Source organism: Vibrio ouci, from assembly GCF_004551525.1.
GTDB classification, from domain to species: domain Bacteria; phylum Pseudomonadota; class Gammaproteobacteria; order Enterobacterales; family Vibrionaceae; genus Vibrio; species Vibrio ouci.
The window spans coordinates 83,458-101,576 of record NZ_SATR01000013.1 but is presented as its reverse complement, the minus strand read 5'-3'; the positions used below and the strand labels follow the sequence as shown (position 1 = coordinate 101,576).

13 protein-coding genes and 2 tRNA genes are annotated in these 18,119 nt (G+C 46.5%); 5 read left to right on the top strand and 10 right to left on the bottom strand.

All coding sequences use genetic code 11. The annotated features are described in order from the left end of the window. Positions 1-53 precede the first annotated feature (53 nt). The 3 genes from gltB to ELS82_RS10545 all read left to right on the top strand — a co-directional run bounded on the left by gltB (position 54) and on the right by ELS82_RS10545 (position 6,483). Entirely contained in the window at positions 54-4,517 is a 4,464-nt protein-coding gene (gene gltB, locus ELS82_RS10555; RefSeq protein ID WP_134835442.1) for a glutamate synthase large subunit, read from the top strand. Positions 4,518-4,538: 21 nt separating this feature from the next. Then, on the top strand, positions 4,539-5,951 hold the full coding sequence (locus tag ELS82_RS10550) for an FAD-dependent oxidoreductase (RefSeq protein ID WP_134835441.1): 1,413 nt from the start codon (positions 4,539-4,541) through the stop codon (positions 5,949-5,951). 103 nt (positions 5,952-6,054) lie between these two features. Further along, on the top strand, positions 6,055-6,483 hold the full coding sequence (locus ELS82_RS10545; RefSeq protein WP_134835440.1) for a DUF1499 domain-containing protein: 429 nt from the start codon (positions 6,055-6,057) through the stop codon (positions 6,481-6,483). A gap of 68 nt (positions 6,484-6,551) precedes the next feature. On the opposite strand, the gene truB is transcribed toward ELS82_RS10545, so the two are convergent. The 10 genes from truB to ubiT form a co-directional block, all read right to left on the bottom strand. Continuing rightward, positions 6,552-7,502, bottom strand: a complete 951-nt coding sequence (truB, locus tag ELS82_RS10540) for a tRNA pseudouridine(55) synthase TruB (protein ID WP_134835439.1) — start codon at positions 7,500-7,502, stop codon at positions 6,552-6,554. Next, positions 7,502-7,909 (bottom strand): 30S ribosome-binding factor RbfA, encoded by a 408-nt coding sequence (gene rbfA / locus ELS82_RS10535; RefSeq protein WP_053440172.1) that lies wholly within the window; start codon positions 7,907-7,909, stop codon positions 7,502-7,504. The genes truB and rbfA overlap by 1 nt, the downstream gene beginning before the upstream one ends. A gap of 114 nt (positions 7,910-8,023) precedes the next feature. Further along, positions 8,024-10,711 carry a translation initiation factor IF-2 gene (infB, locus tag ELS82_RS10530; RefSeq protein ID WP_134835438.1) on the bottom strand — a complete coding sequence of 896 codons (2,688 nt, stop codon included), beginning with the start codon at positions 10,709-10,711 and terminating at the stop codon, positions 8,024-8,026. Between the two features lie 22 nt (positions 10,712-10,733). Next, a complete protein-coding gene (gene nusA / locus ELS82_RS10525) occupies positions 10,734-12,221 on the bottom strand; it encodes a transcription termination factor NusA (RefSeq protein ID WP_134835437.1) in 1,488 nt (495 codons plus the stop codon). A 24-nt stretch (positions 12,222-12,245) separates the two neighbouring features. Continuing rightward, the gene (gene rimP / locus ELS82_RS10520) at positions 12,246-12,701 is read right to left on the bottom strand and encodes a ribosome maturation factor RimP (RefSeq protein ID WP_134835436.1); all 456 of its coding nucleotides are present in this window, start codon (positions 12,699-12,701) and stop codon (positions 12,246-12,248) included. Between the two features lie 222 nt (positions 12,702-12,923). After that, positions 12,924-13,000, bottom strand: a tRNA-Met gene (locus ELS82_RS10515). 56 nt (positions 13,001-13,056) lie between these two features. Further along, positions 13,057-13,140 (bottom strand) — tRNA-Leu (locus ELS82_RS10510). Between the two features lie 29 nt (positions 13,141-13,169). Then, positions 13,170-13,502 carry a preprotein translocase subunit SecG gene (gene secG, locus ELS82_RS10505; protein ID WP_134835435.1) on the bottom strand — a complete coding sequence of 111 codons (333 nt, stop codon included), beginning with the start codon at positions 13,500-13,502 and terminating at the stop codon, positions 13,170-13,172. Positions 13,503-13,725: 223 nt separating this feature from the next. Then, positions 13,726-14,229: a GNAT family N-acetyltransferase gene (locus ELS82_RS10500; protein WP_134835434.1), complete on the bottom strand. Its 504-nt coding sequence runs from the start codon at positions 14,227-14,229 to the stop codon at positions 13,726-13,728. Further along, on the bottom strand, positions 14,213-14,740 hold the full coding sequence (ubiT, locus tag ELS82_RS10495; protein WP_134835433.1) for a ubiquinone anaerobic biosynthesis accessory factor UbiT: 528 nt from the start codon (positions 14,738-14,740) through the stop codon (positions 14,213-14,215). Before ubiT ends, ELS82_RS10500 begins: the two co-directional genes overlap by 17 nt. A gap of 196 nt (positions 14,741-14,936) precedes the next feature. Here ubiT and ELS82_RS10490 point away from each other — a divergent pair, with 196 nt between their 5' ends. Next, positions 14,937-16,976, top strand: coding sequence for a sensor domain-containing protein (locus ELS82_RS10490; RefSeq protein ID WP_134835432.1), 2,040 nt, complete (start codon positions 14,937-14,939; stop codon positions 16,974-16,976). Between the two features lie 117 nt (positions 16,977-17,093). Then, positions 17,094-18,107 carry a ubiquinone anaerobic biosynthesis protein UbiU gene (ubiU, locus tag ELS82_RS10485; RefSeq protein WP_134835431.1) on the top strand — a complete coding sequence of 338 codons (1,014 nt, stop codon included), beginning with the start codon at positions 17,094-17,096 and terminating at the stop codon, positions 18,105-18,107. Positions 18,108-18,119: the final 12 nt, after the last annotated feature.

Genomic DNA, 18,119 nt, shown 5'->3' with positions numbered 1-18,119 from the left:
TTTTAATGTTGGTAGTTCTGTCGGGAGACAGGTGAAGCAAAGGGAGAATTGCAATGGCTCTATATGATCCTAATCTTGAAAAAGATAACTGTGGATTTGGCTTGATTGCACACATGGAAGGTGAACCAAGCCACAAATTGGTACGTACCGCTATTTCAGCACTTGATCGCATGACTCACCGCGGCGGTATCGCAGCAGATGGAAAAACCGGTGATGGTTGTGGCCTATTGCTACAAAAACCGGACTCTTACCTACGTTTAATCGCTGAAGAAAATGGCTTTAACCTTGGCAAGCAATATGCTGTCGGTATGATTTTCTTCAACCAAGACCCAGCTAAAGCACAGTCAGCTAAAGACGTTATAAACCAAGAGCTTGCGCAAGAAACCTTGACCGTTTCAGGTTGGCGTGAAGTCCCGACTAACTCAGCTGTGCTTGGCCCAATTGCAGCAGATTCGCTGCCAAATATTCAGCAAGTTTTTATTTCTGCTCCAGCAGGTTGGCGCGAACGCGATATTGAACGTCGCCTCTATATTGCTCGCCGACGTATTGAGAAGCAGATCACTGATGATAGTGACTTCTATATCTGTAGTTTGTCGACTCAAGTTATGGTCTACAAAGGGCTATGTATGCCTGCGGATCTGCCACGCTTCTACTTGGATCTCGCTGATCTTCGTATGGAGTCAGCGATCTGTCTGTTCCACCAGCGCTTCTCAACCAACACTCAACCACGCTGGCCACTTGCTCAGCCATTCCGCTACTTAGCGCACAATGGCGAAATCAATACTATTGAAGGTAACCGCCAATGGGCGCGTGCGCGTGCCTACAAGTTTTCGTCGCCGCTGTTGCCGGATCTCAAGACCGCTGCGCCATTCGTGAATGAAACAGGGTCGGACTCTTCAAGTCTCGATAATATGTTAGATCTGTTCTTAGCCGGCGGTATGGATATCTTCCGTGCGATGCGCATGCTGGTTCCGCCAGCATGGCAAAACCACCCAGATATGGACCCTGAACTGCGCGCCTTCTACGACTTTAACTCCAAACATATGGAACCTTGGGATGGCCCTGCTGGTATTGTTCTATCTGACGGTCGCTACGCAGCATGTAACTTAGACCGTAACGGCCTGCGGCCTGCCCGCTATGTCATTACTAAAGACAAACTCATCACCCTCGCTTCTGAAGTCGGCATTTGGGATTACGCACCAGATGAAGTTGCCGAGAAGGGCCGCGTCGGTCCAGGTGAACTTCTGGTTGTGGATACTCGCCGCGGTAAACTATGGCAATCGAGCGAAATTGATAATGACCTTAAAGGCCGCCACCCTTATCGAGAATGGATGGACAACAACGTCCACAAGCTGACCCCATTCTCCGAATTACCGGATGATAAAGTGGGTGAACGCAGCTTCGCCGATGACCAGCTTAAGACTTACCAGAAACAGTTTGCGATGAGCAACGAGGAAGTCGATCAAGTGCTACGCGTACTTGGTGATATGGGCCAAGAAGCTGTCGGTTCAATGGGTGATGATACCCCTATGGCGGTGCTTTCTTCTAAAGAGCGTTTAGTCACTGACTATTTCCGCCAGAAGTTTGCTCAGGTGACTAACCCGCCAATCGACCCGCTACGTGAAAAGCATGTTATGTCTCTGGCAACCAGTATTGGCCAAGAGATGAATGTCTTCTGTGAAACGGATGGACACGCCCACCGCGTGACATTTGGCTCACCAGTTCTGCTCTACTCTGATATGCAGCAGTTGCTCGAACTGAATGACGAGCATTACCGCAGCACAATCTTAGATATTAATTACGATCCTGAAGAGAAAGGTCTAGAGAAGGCGATTCAGGACCTGTGTGACCAAGCGGTCGAAGTGGTCCAAGATGGCACTGTTCTAGTTGTTTTATCAGACCGTAACCTGAAAAAAGGCTTGCTACCTATTCCAGCAGCGATGGCGGTCGGCGCTGTGCAAAGCCGCCTTATTGACGCCAACCTCCGCTGCGATGCCAACATCATTGCTGAAACTGGTACGGTACGTGACCCTCACCAATTTGCCGTTTTACTTGGTTTTGGCGCGACTGCCGTCTACCCATACCTAGCCTACGAGGCGCTGGGTAAAGTGATCGACGACGGTGGTATTGATAAGAGCTACCGTGAAGTGATGCAGAACTACCAGTACGGCATCAACAAGGGTCTGTATAAGATCATGTCGAAGATGGGTATCTCGACGGTTGCTTCTTACCGCTGCTCACAACTGTTTGAAGCGGTTGGTCTAAGCCAAGATGTGGTTAACTTGTGCTTTAAGGGTGTTACGACTCGTATTCAAGGTGCCAACTTCGAGGATTTCGAGCAAGACATCTACAACTTATCTCGCAAAGCATGGGCTAAACGTAAACCGATTGAACATGGTGGGTTACTCAAATACGTTCACGGCGGCGAGTATCATGCTTACAACCCTGATGTGGTCGGCACTCTGCAACAAGCGGTCAAATCTGGCGAGTCATCAGACTATAAGAGCTTTGCTAAGCAGGTAAATGAACGCCCGACTGCGATGTTGCGTGACTTAATGCAATTGAAAAAGACTGATGCACCTCTTCCGCTTGAGAAGATAGAACCAAGTACCGAATTGTTTAAGCGTTTCGACTCGGCGGCAATGTCTATTGGTGCACTCAGCCCAGAAGCACACGAAGCACTTGCCACTGCAATGAACCGCTTAGGTGGCTACTCGAACTCAGGTGAAGGTGGTGAAGACCCACGTCGCTTTGGCACTGAACGTAACTCGCGCATTAAGCAGATTGCTTCTGGCCGCTTTGGCGTTACACCGCACTACCTAACCAACGCCGATGTGCTGCAAATTAAAGTGGCGCAAGGTGCAAAACCTGGTGAAGGTGGTCAGCTACCGGGTCATAAAGTAACCGCTGAAATCGCTAAACTTCGTTACTCAGTACAGGGCGTGACACTAATTTCACCGCCACCTCACCACGACATTTACTCAATTGAAGACTTGGCCCAGCTGATCTTCGATCTTAAGCAAGTAAACCCGAAAGCTCTGGTTTCGGTAAAACTGGTCTCTGAGCCAGGCGTTGGTACTATCGCCACTGGTGTAGCCAAAGCTTATGCCGACCTTATCACCATCTCCGGCTATGACGGTGGTACTGCGGCGAGCCCACTGACCTCAGTAAAATACGCAGGTAGCCCATGGGAACTAGGTCTAGCTGAAACTCAGCAAGCACTAGTCGTAAATGGCCTGCGCCATAAGATCCGCCTTCAAGTCGATGGTGGCTTAAAAACAGGTCTTGATGTAGTGAAGGCCGCTATCTTAGGTGCTGAGAGCTTTGGCTTTGGTACCGCGCCTATGGTGGCAATGGGCTGTAAGTTCTTACGTATCTGTCACCTAAATAACTGTGCGACCGGTGTTGCAACCCAAGATGACACCCTACGTAGAGAGTATTTCAAAGGCCTACCTGAAATGGTGATGAACTACTTTGTCGGCCTAGCTGATGAGGTGCGTGAGCTGCTGGCTGAGCTTGGTGTTGAGAAACTGACTGACTTAATTGGCCGTACCGACCTACTGGAAGCAGTAGAAGGGATGACAGCCAAGCAGAGCAAACTCGACCTTTCAAATATCTTGGAAGCGCCAGTGTCACCGCAAGGACACCCTGTTTACTGGACGGAGCCTAACGCGCCGTTTGATAAAGCAGAGCTCAACCAACAGATTATTGAAGACGCATTAGCCGCTGTGGAAGCGAAGCAATCCGCAGACTTCTTCTATAACGTCATCAATACCGACCGTTCAATTGGTGCGCGCCTATCTGGTGAAATCGCCAAGCGTTATGGCAACCAAGGCATGGCTGCCAAGCCAATCAAGCTCCACCTTGATGGTACAGCTGGACAGTCTTTCGGCGTATGGAATGCTGGCGGCGTTGAGCTTTATCTAACCGGTGATGCCAACGACTACGTTGGTAAAGGTATGGCAGGCGGCAAGATCGTCATCAAACCCCACCAAGGTACGGCGTTTAAGTGTAATGAAGCGACCATCATTGGTAATACCTGCCTATACGGTGCAACCGGAGGTAAGTTATTTGCCGCTGGTACCGCTGGTGAGCGTTTCGGCGTACGTAACTCAGGCACGATTGCTGTGATTGAAGGCGCTGGCGACAATGCGTGTGAATACATGACAGGTGGCATTGTCGCGATACTTGGCGCTACAGGTGTTAACTTCGGCGCAGGTATGACAGGTGGTTTTGCTTACGTCTTGGATAAGAATGAGGACTTCCAAGGCCGCGTAAATGAAGAGTCCGTTGAGGCAGTTGCCCTATCTGACTTACACATTCACCAAGAACATCTACGTGGTCTAATCGCGGAGCACCTAGAAGAAACCGGCTCCGTGCATGCTGAAGATATTTTGGCGAACTTTGATGAATGGATTCCAAAGTTCTACTTGGTGAAACCAAAAGCGGCAGATCTTAACACTCTGCTTGGTCACCAAAGTCGCAGCGCTGCAGAACTGCGCGTTCAAGCCCAGTAAGTCATGGAGGATGTATAGATCATGAGCCAGAACGTATACCAATTTATCGACGTACAACGTGTAGATCCTGCGAAAAAGCCAATTAAAATTCGTAAGATTGAATTCGTCGAAATCTACGAACCGTTTACTAAGCAGCAAGCGACAGCTCAAGCCGATCGCTGTTTAGATTGTGGTAACCCTTACTGTGAATGGAAGTGCCCAGTTCACAACTATATCCCTCAGTGGCTAAAGCTGGCCAATGAGGGACGCATTATCGAAGCGGTAGAATTGTCCCACCAAACCAATAGCCTACCTGAGGTGTGTGGCCGAGTATGTCCACAAGACCGACTGTGTGAAGGCTCTTGTACTCTTAATGATGATTTTGGTGCCGTAACGATCGGTAATATTGAAAAGTACATTACTGATAAAGCTTTTGAGATGGGCTGGAAACCAGACATGTCGAAAGTCGAATGGACTGATAAGAAAGTCGCAATTATTGGCGCTGGCCCTGCAGGTCTCGCGGCGGCTGACATTCTAGTTCGTAATGGTGTTAAGCCTGTCGTGTTTGACCGTTACCCAGAAGTTGGCGGGCTACTCACTTTCGGTATCCCGTCATTTAAGCTCGAAAAAGGGGTGATGGAAAACCGCCGCAAAGTCTTTAGCGAAATGGGCGTTGAGTTCCGCCTTAATACTGAAGTCGGTCAAGACATCCAAATGCAGCAGCTGATTGATGACTACGATGCAGTATTCCTTGGCGTGGGTACTTACAAGAATATGCGCGCAGGTCTTGAGAACGAAGATGCACCAGGTGTGTACGACGCGCTGCCGTTCCTGATTTCTAATACCTATAAGGTAATGGATTTAGAGGACGATAAACCATTCATTGATATGAAAGGTAAGAAAGTCGTGGTGCTTGGTGGTGGTGATACCGCTATGGACTGTGTTCGTACTTCTATTCGCCAAAATGCAGACCATGTCATCTGTGCTTACCGCCGAGATGAAGCCAATATGCCAGGCTCGCGCCGTGAGGTGAAAAACGCCAAAGAAGAAGGGGTTAACTTTATGTTCAACCTGCAACCTCTTGGCCTTGAGCTAGACAGCTCAGGAAAAGTCTCTGGTGTTAAGGTAGTTAAGACTGCACTTGGTGAGCCAGATGAAGCTGGACGTCGTCGTCCAGAGCCCGTTGAAGGCAGTGAACATATACTTGAAGCTGATGCAGTCATTATGGCATTCGGTTTCCAGCCGCATAAAATGGCTTGGCTTGAACCTTATGGCGTTGAACTCGATCAATGGGGACGCATCCAAGCTCCAGCGGAACAAGAGTTTATGTTCCAAACCAGCAACAAAAAGATCTTTGCCGGTGGCGATGCCGTTCGCGGCTCGGATCTGGTCGTAACCGCAATTGATGAAGGGCGAAAAGCAGCCGAAGGTATTCTCGACTACCTAGACGTCTAATTCGATTTTTAGCTCTATCAACATCACAAAAGGATCCTACAATTGGATCCTTTTTTCTTGCGCTACATATAATTAAGCCAAAAATAACCAACAGGAATTCAACATGAAGAAAGCAGCTCTCCTTTCCATCGCTATGTTGGGTTTAACCGCTTGCAGCCAAGGAGTTCAAACCATGACGGATCGTACTGCTTCACCATGTGGTGACAAACCTAACTGTGTCTCGACCCAAGACAATCGCGAGAAATATCAGCTTGCTCCCTTTACTCTGACAGCAAATGCGAGTCTCGACAACATCGAGGAAGTAGCCCTTAAACTACCCGGGGCGAAAACCGCGGTCAAAGAAGGGGGTTACTTACGTATCGAGTGCACCTCGAGAATCATGCGCTTTGTTGATGACCTAGAGTTGAAAATAGACGGTCGCACACTGGTGGTACGTTCGGAGTCACGTGTTGGCTATTCAGATTTTGGCGTCAACCGTAAACGCGCCGATCAGCTACGCGAACAACTAAAACAAAGCGGCCTTATCGAGTAGCTATTTAGTGGCTAGAGACAAAAAACCGAAGCACTAGACTTCGGTTTTTTAATTAGCGGGAAAGCAAATTACTGCTCAGCTTCATCACGGAAAACAACAAGACGCTTAGGCGCAACCTTACCGTCACCATTGACTTCTGCCACACCAATAAAGAGCTTCTCTTCACCAGAAGTCATACGCAGAGGCGTTCCTTCTGGCGCGCCTAATACTTGTACTGGCATACCGTGCTGCACTAAGTTGGTTAACTCAGCATTCAAATTCACCTCTGGTAAATCTTCAACTGCGGTATCCATTGGCAATAACAGCGGATCAAGCAGCTCTTTTGGTGCCACTTCATCACGGTGTGCTTGCTCAAGTAGTTCATTGAGCTGCTCAAGCGTCACCATCTTCTCGTAAGGGTATTTGGCAACACCAGTGCGACGAAGCATGGTCACATGAGCACCACAACCAAGCATTTCACCCAAGTCATCCACGATAGTGCGAATGTAAGTGCCCTTAGAGCAGTGAACTTCCATCTCGACTTCATCACCTTCAAAGCGATGCAGCGCAATTTCATATACCGTAATCTTGCGAGATTCACGTGGAACTTCAATGCCTTTACGAGCATATTCGTACAGTGGCTTACCTTGATACTTCAATGCCGAAAACATTGAAGGTACTTGGTCAGACTCACCGCGGAACTTATCGATAGATGCTTCTAGCTTCTCTAGCGACACATCGACTGGTCGAGTCTCAACAACCTCACCATCAGAATCTGATGTATCAGTGCGCTCACCTAGCTTAGCAATCACTCGGTAACGCTTATCTGAATCGAGCAAGAATTGAGAAAACTTGGTTGCTTCACCAAGACAAATGGGCAGCATACCTGTCGCTAGGGGATCCAGAGCACCGGTATGACCTGCTTTTTCTGCAAAATAAACACGCTTTACTTTTTGCAGTGCATCATTAGATGAAATGCCTGTTGGTTTATCCAGAAGGATAACGCCATTAATTGGACGACCTTTACGACGACGAGCCATTACTCTTCACCTGCCTGATCTTCTTCACGACCTGAATCTTGCTGCTTGCGCTTATCTTCGCTTACCACTTCAGACACAAGGTTCGACATACGCATACCCTCAACAAGAGTATTGTCGTAGTAGAAACGAACTTCAGGTGTTAGACGTAGACGAATGCGCTTACCTAGCATCATACGAATGTGCACTTCGTGCTCACGCAGTGCTTCTAGGCAAGATTCTGGCGTTTGCTCGCCAACGCATAGGAAAGTAACGAATACTTTTGCGTAAGCTAGGTCACGTGACACTTCTACATCAGAGATGGTCACCATACCTAGGCGAGAATCACGAACTTCGCGCTGAAGGATCATCGCAAGTTCTTTTTGCAGCTGCTGTGCAACACGCTGCGTGCGGCTAAATTCTTTTGACATATCTTTTCTCTTATTAGAAAGAATGGGGGGATGGATAAATTCCAGCCCCCCATGGCGTATTCAACAACCAATTACTGCTTATTCATCAAAGAGTAAGCCAGTAATCATAGTCAATTAGTCTAAAGTACGTTTAACTTCAACGATTTCGAATACTTCGATTTGGTCGCCAACGCGAACATCGTTGTAGTTCTTAACGCCGATACCACATTCGTAGCCGTTCTTAACTTCTTGAACGTCGTCTTTGAAACGGCGTAGTGACTCTAGTTCACCTTCGTAGATAACAACGTTTTCACGTAGTACACGGATTGGGTTGCTACGCTTGATGGTGCCTTCTGTAACCATACAACCAGCGATTGCGCCCAGCTTAGGTGACTTAAATACGTCACGAACTTCAGCAAGACCAATGATCTCTTGCTTGAATTCTGGAGCTAGCATACCGCCCATTGCTTGTTTAACTTCATCAATCAATTGATAAATGATTGAGTAGTAACGTAGGTCAACGTTAGCTGATTCGATTGCACGACGCGCTGAAGCATCTGCACGAACGTTAAAGCCAAGGATGATAGCGTTTGAAGCTTCAGCAAGAACTGCATCAGTTTCAGTAATACCACCAACACCAGAACCTACGATGTTCACTTTAACTTCATCAGTTGACAGTTTCAGTAGCGAGTCTGCGATTGCTTCAACAGAACCTTGAACGTCAGCTTTTAGCACAACGTTCAGTTCAGCAACTTCACCAGCGGTCATGTTAGAGAACATGTTCTCTAGTTTAGATTTCTGCTGACGAGCAAGTTTCACGTCACGGAATTTACCTTGACGGTAGTTTGCAACTTCACGAGCTTTACGCTCATCACGAACTACAGTTGCTTCGTCACCTGAAGATGGCACACCAGATAGACCGATGATTTCGACAGGGATAGAAGGACCAGCTGAAGTAATTTCTTTACCATTTTCATCGCGCATTGCACGAACACGGCCATATTCTTGACCACAAAGTAAGATATCACCTTTGTTTAGAGTACCAGACTGGACAAGTACTGTTGCAACTGGACCACGACCTTTATCTAGACGAGATTCAACAACAACACCAGACGCCATGCCTTCTTCAACCGCTGTCAGTTCAAGAACTTCAGATTGTAGAAGGATAGTTTCTAGAAGACCTTCGATGTTTGTACCCTGTTTCGCAGAGATGTGAACGAACATGTTCTCACCGCCCCACTCTTCAGGAATAACGTCGTATTGAGCTAGCTCGTTCTTAACGTTATCTGGATTCGCGTCTTCTTTATCGATCTTGTTCACAGCAACAATCAGAGGAACACCTGCCGCTTTCGCGTGCTGGATTGCTTCGATTGTTTGTGGCATTACGCCATCATCGGCTGCTACTACTAGAACAACGATATCTGTCGCTTGAGCACCACGAGCACGCATTGCTGTAAACGCAGCGTGTCCAGGAGTATCAAGGAAGGTAATCATGCCGTTATCAGTTTCAACGTGGTATGCACCGATGTGCTGTGTGATACCGCCCGCTTCACCTGAAGCAACGTGTGCTTTACGGATGTAGTCAAGTGTAGAAGTCTTACCATGGTCTACGTGACCCATGATAGTTACTACTGGAGCACGAGGCACTGCTTCTGCGCTGTTATCACGATCTGATAGTACCGCTTCTTCTAGCTCGTTCTCTTTACGTAGGATTACCTTGTGACCCATTTCCTCAGCAACAAGCGCTGCTGTTTCTTGGTCGATCACTTGGTTGATAGTCGCCATTGCGCCCATCTTCATCATTACTTTGATAACTTCTGTGCCTTTAACAGACATCTTGTTAGCAAGTTCTGAAACAACGATCGTTTCGCCGATAGCAACGTCAGCTTTCGCTACTGTTGCTGTCTTATCGAAGCCTTGTTGCATTGAAGTTGGTTTAGCTAGCTTACCTTTGTTGCGGTTTCTGCCGCCACGCTGGTTACGGCCACCACGACCTTGGTCATCGTTGTTAGAAGCTTTTTTCTTCTTCTTACGACGGCCGCCTTCTTCTTTACGGTCAGCTGCATCTTCAGCTTCACGAGCGTAAGTAGAAGTCGTTACGTGGTAGTCAGAGTTCTCTAACTCTTTCTTCTTCTTCTCTTCTTCAGTCCAGCGCGCTTCGTTTTCTTCAGCTAGCTTACGAGCTTCTTCAACAAGCTTCGCAGCTTCTTGCTCTGCTTTGCGCTGTGCTTCTTCTTCCTGACGACGCTTAAGTTCGTCAGCTTCTTTCTTCGCTTGAGTATTCACTTCTGCATTTTTTGCATTCATGTCTTTCTTAGCCTTATCAGCTTGTACGCGTTGTGCCTTCTCTTCAGCGTCACGTTTTGCATCCGCTTCTCGTTTCGCTTTCTCTTCGGCCTCGCGTTGTGCTTTGTCTGCAGCTTCACGTTTTGCAAGCTCTTCAGCTTCACGTTTCGCAAGCTCTTCGGCTTCACGCTTTGCTGCTTCCTCAGCTTCACGTTTTGCTTCGTCTTCGATAGTGCTGCGCTTCACGTAAGTGCGCTTCTTACGCACTTCTACTTGAACATCCTTACTCTTGCCGCCACCTGCATTTACGCTCAGTGTGCTGCGAGTTTTACGCTGTAGAGTTAAGCGAGTAGGCTCAGTTTCACCTGAAGTGTCACCGTGCTCTTTCTTAAGGTGAGTCAAAAGCTTCTGCTTCTCGTCGTCAGAAACTTGATCACTACTCGCTTTCTTCATACCAGCGTCAGCAAGTTGTTCTAATAAGCGGTCCACTGGAGTTCCAATTTCTTCACTCAGTGCTTTAACAGTAATTTGTGTCATGCCGCTTCCTCCTTGCTGAAAATTATGCGTCTTCGCCGAACCAACAAATGTTACGAGCTGCCATGATTAGCTCACCCGCACGTTCTTCGGTTAGACCTTCGATACCTTCAATATCGTCGATACCCTGATCAGCAAGGTCTTCTAGTGTTGCTACACCTTTTGCTGCCAGTTTAAATGCCATCTCACGCTCTAGACCTTCTAGGCCTAGTAGGTCTTCTGCCGGCTCAACACCTTCGAAAGACTCTTCTTGTGCAAGCGCAAGAGTGGTTAGTGCATTCTTAGCACGACTACGTAGTTCTTCTACTAGGTCTTCGTCTAGACCATCAACTTCAAGAAGCTCGTTTACAGGAACGTAAGCAACTTCTTCTAGCGTTGAGAAACCTTCTTCAACAAGTAGTTGAGCGAAGTCTTCTTCGATGTCGAGGTGCTTCATGAAGTTTTCGATTGCAGCTTGAGATTCTTCAGCGTGTTTCTTGTGAAGATCTTCAACTGTCATTACGTTTAGTTCCCAACCAGTCAGTTGAGACGCTAGGCGTACGTTTTGACCGTTACGGCCGATAGCTTGCGCTAGGTTGTCTGCTTCAACAGCGATGTCCATTGCGTTTGCATCTTCATCAACAATGATAGAAGCAACATCAGCAGGAGCCATTGCGTTGATAACAAATTGAGCTGGGTTATCGTCCCAAAGTACGATATCGATACGCTCACCACCAAGTTCGCCAGATACAGCTTGTACACGTGCACCACGCATACCAACACACGCACCTACAGGGTCGATACGCTTGTCGTTAGTTTTAACTGCGATTTTAGCGCGAGAACCTGGATCACGAGCCGCACCTTTAAGTTCGATGATTTCTTCAGCGATTTCTGGTACTTCAACACGGAATAGCTCAGCTAGCATTTCTGACTTAGAACGTGTGATGAACAGCTGGAAGCCACGAGCTTCTGGAGCAACTTTGTACAGAAGACCACGAACACGGTCACCTGGACGGAAGTTTTCACGAGGAAGTTGGTCGTCGCGTAGGATAACCGCTTCAGCGTTGTTACCTAGGTCAAGAACAACCGTTTCACGGTTTACTTTCTTAACAACACCAGTAACTAGCTCACCTTCGTTGTCGATGAACTGTTCTACGATTTGAGCACGCTCAGCTTCACGTACTTTCTGTACGATAACTTGCTTAGCCGTTTGAGTCGTAATACGGTCAAACGTTACTGACTCAATATCATCTTCAACAAAGTCACCAACATTTAGTTCTGGATCTTCGTATTGAGCTGCTTCTAAAGAGATCTCTTTAGTTGGGCTTTCTACAACTTCTACTACTTCCCAGCGACGGAAAGTTTCAAATTCACCAGTTTTACGGTCGATCTCAACACGAACGTCAATTTCCATTTCGTGTTTTTTCTTAGTTGATGTTGCTAGAGCAATTTCAAGGGCTTCAAAGATGCGTTCACGAGGTACCGCTTTTTCGTTCGATACCGCCTCTACTACCGCTAAAATTTCTTTACTCATTTTAAATAGCCTCTAAGACTTTAATTAAAATTTAGGGATCAGGTTAGCTTTTGAGATGTTGCTTAGAGCAAACTCTTCTTCGTTACCTTCAACAGTAACAGAGATTGTCTCACCATCGACGGCGTGGATTACACCTTTCCACTTACGACGGTTGCCAACAGCCATCTTCAAAACGATGCTTACCTCGTGACCAATAAATTGTTCATAGTGTGCAGCTTTGAAAAGAGGTCTTTCTAAACCTGGTGAAGACACTTCAAGGTTGTAAGCCACAGTGATTGGATCTTCAACGTCCATAACCGCACTTACTTGGCGGCTAACTTCAGCACAATCTTCGACATTAATGCCGTTCTCGTGATCGATGAAAATACGTAACGTTGAATGCTCGCCTGCGCGAATAAATTCTAATCCAACTAACTCATAACCTGATGCTGCTACAGGAGCTTCAAGCATTTCAGTAAGTTGTCTTTCTAAACCAGTCATTTTAACCACTCCAGAAACAAAAAAAGGGCTCAGAGCCCAATTTAAATTCCAAGCAAAGCTCCAAACATCCAATTAAGGAAATTTAGATAACAAAAAACCCCGAAAAGTCGGGGTTTTTGTTGCTGGACCCTGATATGTTAAACGATATCTATGCCGTTTAACTCGTAGTATTGCTACTACGCAAACTTGTCCTAATCCACTATCTATAAAAGAAAAGGGATTTGGTTGCGGGGGCCGGATTTGAACCGACGACCTTCGGGTTATGAGCCCGACGAGCTACCAAGCTGCTCCACCCCGCGTCCGACTTGTCGAGCATTATACGCTCTCCAAGGTGTTTTACAAGTTTGTAAATCAATGGTGCCGAGAGAGGGACTCGAACCCTCACACCTAAGGCACCAGCACCTCATGCTGGCGTGTCTACCAATTTCACCATCTCGGCAGCTAAATCTATCTAAAAGCTAGAATAGCTTATTGAGGAATTTCTTCGCCTTGAGGGGCTGGAATTTCACTCGCATCGTCAGCTTGCTGGATAACCTGACCTTGAGTCGGGTCTATCCACTGTGACTCAGTCTTATGTGTAGACATATTACCAAGTACTAAGCTAAGGATAAAAAATACTGTTGCAAAAATTGCAGTCATTCGGGTTAGGAAGTTACCTGAGCCGCTTGCGCCAAACACTGTGTTTGATGCGCCTGCACCGAATGAGGCTCCCATATCTGCGCCTTTACCTTGTTGAATCAACACTAGGCCGATTACACCAACCGCTGCCAACAGGTAAATCACAAGTAGAACTGTAAACATAATTTCCACCTATGTTCCAAATTGTTGAGCCAGCGCCGCTCGAAAACGCTTTTTATCGTGTTTTTGAACAAGGCTAGCGACCTCCTTTTCGAAGGCCGAGCAATACTAGCGAAACACGATTACGCTGACAAGTAGATTTTTTCAAAAAAGCACGCACTTAGACTTAAGCGGTCAAAAAAAGGACAAAAGTATAACTTTTCCTTCATCCCTCTATTATTGCGTTCTAAATTCCTGAAAATTCAGGGCTGTACTCGATTAGGCCAGAATGGCCATCCAGTTCACCTTCTGCCAATGCTACAACTTGGAAGGCACCTTCCGGCACATCCCATTGGCAATGCATATTGAACTTAGCACTATTTTCAAAACCAAAGCGAGCGTAATAAGCAGGATCGCCAAGTACCACACAAGCTGGGTAACCAAACTCAAGTAAAGAAGAGAAACCCTCTTTTACTAGTTCAGCAGCAATACCTTGGTTACGATAATCTTGATGTACCGCTAGAGGTGCCAACCCCTGCCAATTAAGATCACTACCATCAATGGTTACTGGACTAAACAGCACATAACCAACGACTTCGCCTTCATCGCTACAGGCAACAAGGGAAAGTGTACGACGACCATTTTCTCTCAGCTTCATCACCAAGTTGGCTTCGGCCTCGGTCTCAAACGTAGACTTTATCAATCTATCGATAGCCAGTATATCCGCTGGCGCTTCAGTTCGAATAAGCATTTACAACCTCTTTTTGTGTTGTTGGCGATTGTAAGCCTTTTTGCACAAAATCGGCTAGTTGATTTAGAAGAGTTTGTAATGCTTTTGGTAAAGATTCGAGGTCAACACTGTCCATGAGGTTTTTAACTTCAAGCCCTAGCTCAGTATCACCTTCAATTTTTAAGCGGCGTTGGAAGAACAAAGTATCTGGGTCTTCTTTACGTCCAGCAATCAAAACAAGGTCATTGAGGTTGCCGCTAAATAGCACATCTTCTTTGACTTCGTGATCTGCCACGATAATTTGTTCATTTTCATAGCTAATCAACCAACTTAGCTGCATATCTTTTACTTCTACTTTTAGCCACTTACCTTCAAGAAACTCAAAGTCACCATCTTCTAACGCTTCTTTAAACACGGTTTTCAGCCCTTCAAGCAAGGCTTTTTTTTGTACAGTTTGAGGCAATAAGTGGACTGGAGATCGCAAAATTGATGCGGCATTTTGAACTAGTTGGGTGCGAATCTTGTTAATCACGCGAATTATCCGTTACTTTGTTAGCTAAGTCCCCCATCATAGAGTATGTTTTACTGCCAATTCCTGTTATTTATCAAAAAATAGGTGCTCTGGTTTAACTCTTTAAACTAGGCGCTAGGACAGTTATAGTAATTACATCACTCAGATTCACTTATACTGTGAATATATAGCTCGTCGGAGAGTCGGAACAAACTTGATGCTATCGCAACAATTACAGCACTGGTTTACAAAAATAACGGCCAATAGTCCGTTTTTTTTCGCCATTCTGGATAACCAGCATAATTATGCCATGGTTAACGGGCGCTATTGTGATATTGCAGGTTTAACCTCAACCGAATTAGCCGGTATGAATGACAGCCAGATCATGGGTCAGCAGTTCTATGATCACCTCAAGCCTTACTATGCGAGAGCCTTCAAAGGCGAATCCATTGAAGCAGAAATGACCATTGGTGATCTCGGCCTTGAGACTAGCCTGCATTTCAATCTCTCTCCTATCGATAATGATGGCAAAATTGAGCATGTGATTTTTCACGCGCTCGATACTTCAGAAAAGCAAATCTTAGTTCGCTCGCTCGAAGAGTCGGAAGGTAAGTTTTCTACACTAACCTCCTTATTGCCTGAAGGTATTTTCCTTCTCGAAGATGATTGCATCATCTCTGCCAACCCAGCGGCTCTGCGCTTACTCGGCTTTGAATCAATGCAAGACATCCTTGGCGAAAATCTATCTCGCTTGTTTGTCGACGAGAAAACGAAAACGGTCTTTTCAGACACTTTCGTCGATCAGTTAAGTGAAACACCGCTAACGTGTTTAACAGGGCCTCGCTGCGGTTTTGAGCGTAAAGTACAATTGCTTGCTGACTCAACTATGGTCTTGGGTAGTGACTCGCAACTAGTGCTGATTCAAGATGCGGAGTCCGGCCAAGTTTCTTTCTCAAGCACACAACATGAAGATGCCCACTTAGACTCTCTAACCGGGCTATACAATCGTTTCGGCTTTACTAAACGACTTGAGCAGCTGATTCATAATGAAACGCCGCTGATCATGCTCTATCTCGATATCGATAACTTCAAAAACATTAATGATTCTTTGGGCCACCATATTGGTGACAAAGTGATTAAAGAAGTCTCTTCTCGTCTTAAGCGTCTTTTACCGCAACACGCGGTATTAGGGCATTTAGGAGGGGATGAGTTTGGCATTATTCTGCCTGAGCCTGACAATAACCGCATGGTTGAAATGTTGTCAGAACGCATTATCTCATTGATTAATCAGCCTTTCGATCTGCACCACTTCAGTAAGCGACTGGCTTGTTCAATTGGTAGTGTCGCCTACCCTGGCGATGGCAACGACGCGCGAATTCTGCTGCAAAATGCTGACACTGCGATGTATGAAGCAAAAGATCGCGGCCGTAACCGTCTAATTAAGTTCAATGATCAAATGAACAAAGAAGCGCGTATGCGTCTTTGGCTTGAGATTGAACTGCAAAAAGCGCTACAGCAAAACGGCTTAGAAGTTTGGTATCAACCTAAAGTAAACGCGCGTGACTTTAGTATTAACGGCGCCGAAGCGTTGATCCGCTGGAAACACCCTGTTGAAGGCTATATCAGTCCGGGCGCGTTCATTCCTGTCGCGGAGCGTGCAGGTCTTATCGAGCACCTAGGTCGCGTAGTGATGCGCGATGTATTTTCAACGGTTAAACGCTGGAAACTGCAAGGTATCTTACCTGGCCGCGTGGCGATCAACTTGTCACCAGAACAGTTTGGTAACCCTAAGCTGATTGATTATATGGAGAAACTGCTTCGCACGACGGAACTTGATCCTAGCTGCATCACCTTTGAGCTTACTGAAAGTGCCGTGATGAGCGACAGTGAACACACTCTGCAAATGCTCAATGCGATTAAGAGACTTGGGTTTGCGCTATCAATTGACGACTTTGGTACTGGTTACTCGTCGTTATCATACTTAGCACGCTTCCCGATTGATGAGCTTAAAATTGACCGCGCCTTTATCTCAGATATCGATACCCTACCGAAGCAAATCACCGTGATTGAAAACATCATCAACCTAGGTAAATCACTCAACTTAACGGTGGTAGCGGAAGGGGTTGAAACCCAGCAACAGGCAACCCTATTGTCTAACCTCAACTGTAACTCTATTCAGGGCTTCCACTTCTATCGCCCGCAGCCACGACAAGAGGTTGAAGAGCTGTTTGCGCAAAATCGTCGCCACAAAAACTAACTCCAAGTGAGTATTTAACTTAGAAACTCACTCAAACCTGCCTTACATCAAATTTGCCATTCACAATTCTTCATAAAATGCTCAGCAATTTCAGAAGAACACAGTCTTGGTAGAGCAATGGAACTCCTATGCCCAGCAGGTAACCTACCTGCATTAAAAACTGCAATTGATTGTGGCGCAGATGCGGTCTATATCGGTTTTAAAGATGACACCAATGCGCGACATTTTGCGGGTTTGAATTTCACTGGTAAAAAACTCGAAAAAGCGGTGCAGTATGTTCATGACAACAGCAAAAAGATTCATGTTGCGTTGAACACCTTTGCTCACCCGAATGGATTTGAGCGTTGGACAGAAGCGGTTGACCGCGCAGCCCATAGTGGGGTTGATGCGCTAATTGTCGCAGACATTGCCGTTCTGGAGTATGCCGCGCGTAAATACCCTGAACTTGAACTTCACCTCTCTGTTCAAGCATCAGCGACCAACGTTGCTGCTATCGATTTTTATAAGAACAACTTCAATGTTAAGCGTGTTGTCTTACCGCGCGTATTGTCTATCCATCAGGTGAAACAGCTGTCACGCAATATCACCAGTGATGTTGAGCTCGAAGTGTTTGCCTTTGGCAGCCTATGTATTATGTCAGAAGGTCGCTGCTACCTTTCTTCATACATGACTGGGGAATCACCAAATACGGTCGGCGCTTGCTCACCAGCAAAATATGTTCGTTGGCAAGAGACAGATAACGGTTTGGAGTCACGCCTCAATGATATCCTTATCGACCGTTACAGTGATGGCGAAAATGCTGGCTACCCAACGTTATGTAAGGGTCGCTTCACCGCGGATCTTGAAAATCAAACTAAGGCTTACCACGCATTGGAAGAGCCAACCAGTTTGAATACCTTATCTATGCTACCGGACTTGTTTGCTGCCAACGTTGCTTCCGTGAAGATTGAAGGTCGTCAGCGTAGTCCGGCTTATGTTGAGCAAGTGACTCGTACATGGCGTGCGGCTATCGACCGTTACCTAGCGAAGCCAGATAGCTACCATGTTGAACCAGCTTGGGATGCCGCACTGGCTAATGTATCGGAAGGTACCCAGACCACGCTTGGTGCTTATCATCGTAAATGGCAGTAAAGAAAGAATGGA

Excerpts from the sequence above, each read along its gene's own strand:
- gltB (WP_134835442.1), top strand. The coding sequence starts at position 54 with ATGGCTCTATATGATCCTAATCTTGAAAAAGATAACTGTGGATTTGGC.
- ELS82_RS10550 (WP_134835441.1), top strand. The coding sequence starts at position 4,539 with ATGAGCCAGAACGTATACCAATTTATCGACGTACAACGTGTAGATCCT.
- ELS82_RS10545 (WP_134835440.1), top strand. The coding sequence starts at position 6,055 with ATGAAGAAAGCAGCTCTCCTTTCCATCGCTATGTTGGGTTTAACCGCT.
- truB (WP_134835439.1), bottom strand. The coding sequence starts at position 7,502 with ATGGCTCGTCGTCGTAAAGGTCGTCCAATTAATGGCGTTATCCTTCTG.
- rbfA (WP_053440172.1), bottom strand. The coding sequence starts at position 7,909 with ATGTCAAAAGAATTTAGCCGCACGCAGCGTGTTGCACAGCAGCTGCAA.
- infB (WP_134835438.1), bottom strand. The coding sequence starts at position 10,711 with ATGACACAAATTACTGTTAAAGCACTGAGTGAAGAAATTGGAACTCCA.
- nusA (WP_134835437.1), bottom strand. The coding sequence starts at position 12,221 with ATGAGTAAAGAAATTTTAGCGGTAGTAGAGGCGGTATCGAACGAAAAA.
- rimP (WP_134835436.1), bottom strand. The coding sequence starts at position 12,701 with ATGACTGGTTTAGAAAGACAACTTACTGAAATGCTTGAAGCTCCTGTA.
- secG (WP_134835435.1), bottom strand. The coding sequence starts at position 13,502 with ATGTTTACAGTTCTACTTGTGATTTACCTGTTGGCAGCGGTTGGTGTA.
- ELS82_RS10500 (WP_134835434.1), bottom strand. The coding sequence starts at position 14,229 with ATGCTTATTCGAACTGAAGCGCCAGCGGATATACTGGCTATCGATAGA.
- ELS82_RS10490 (WP_134835432.1), top strand. The coding sequence starts at position 14,937 with ATGCTATCGCAACAATTACAGCACTGGTTTACAAAAATAACGGCCAAT.
- ubiU (WP_134835431.1), top strand. The coding sequence starts at position 17,094 with ATGGAACTCCTATGCCCAGCAGGTAACCTACCTGCATTAAAAACTGCA.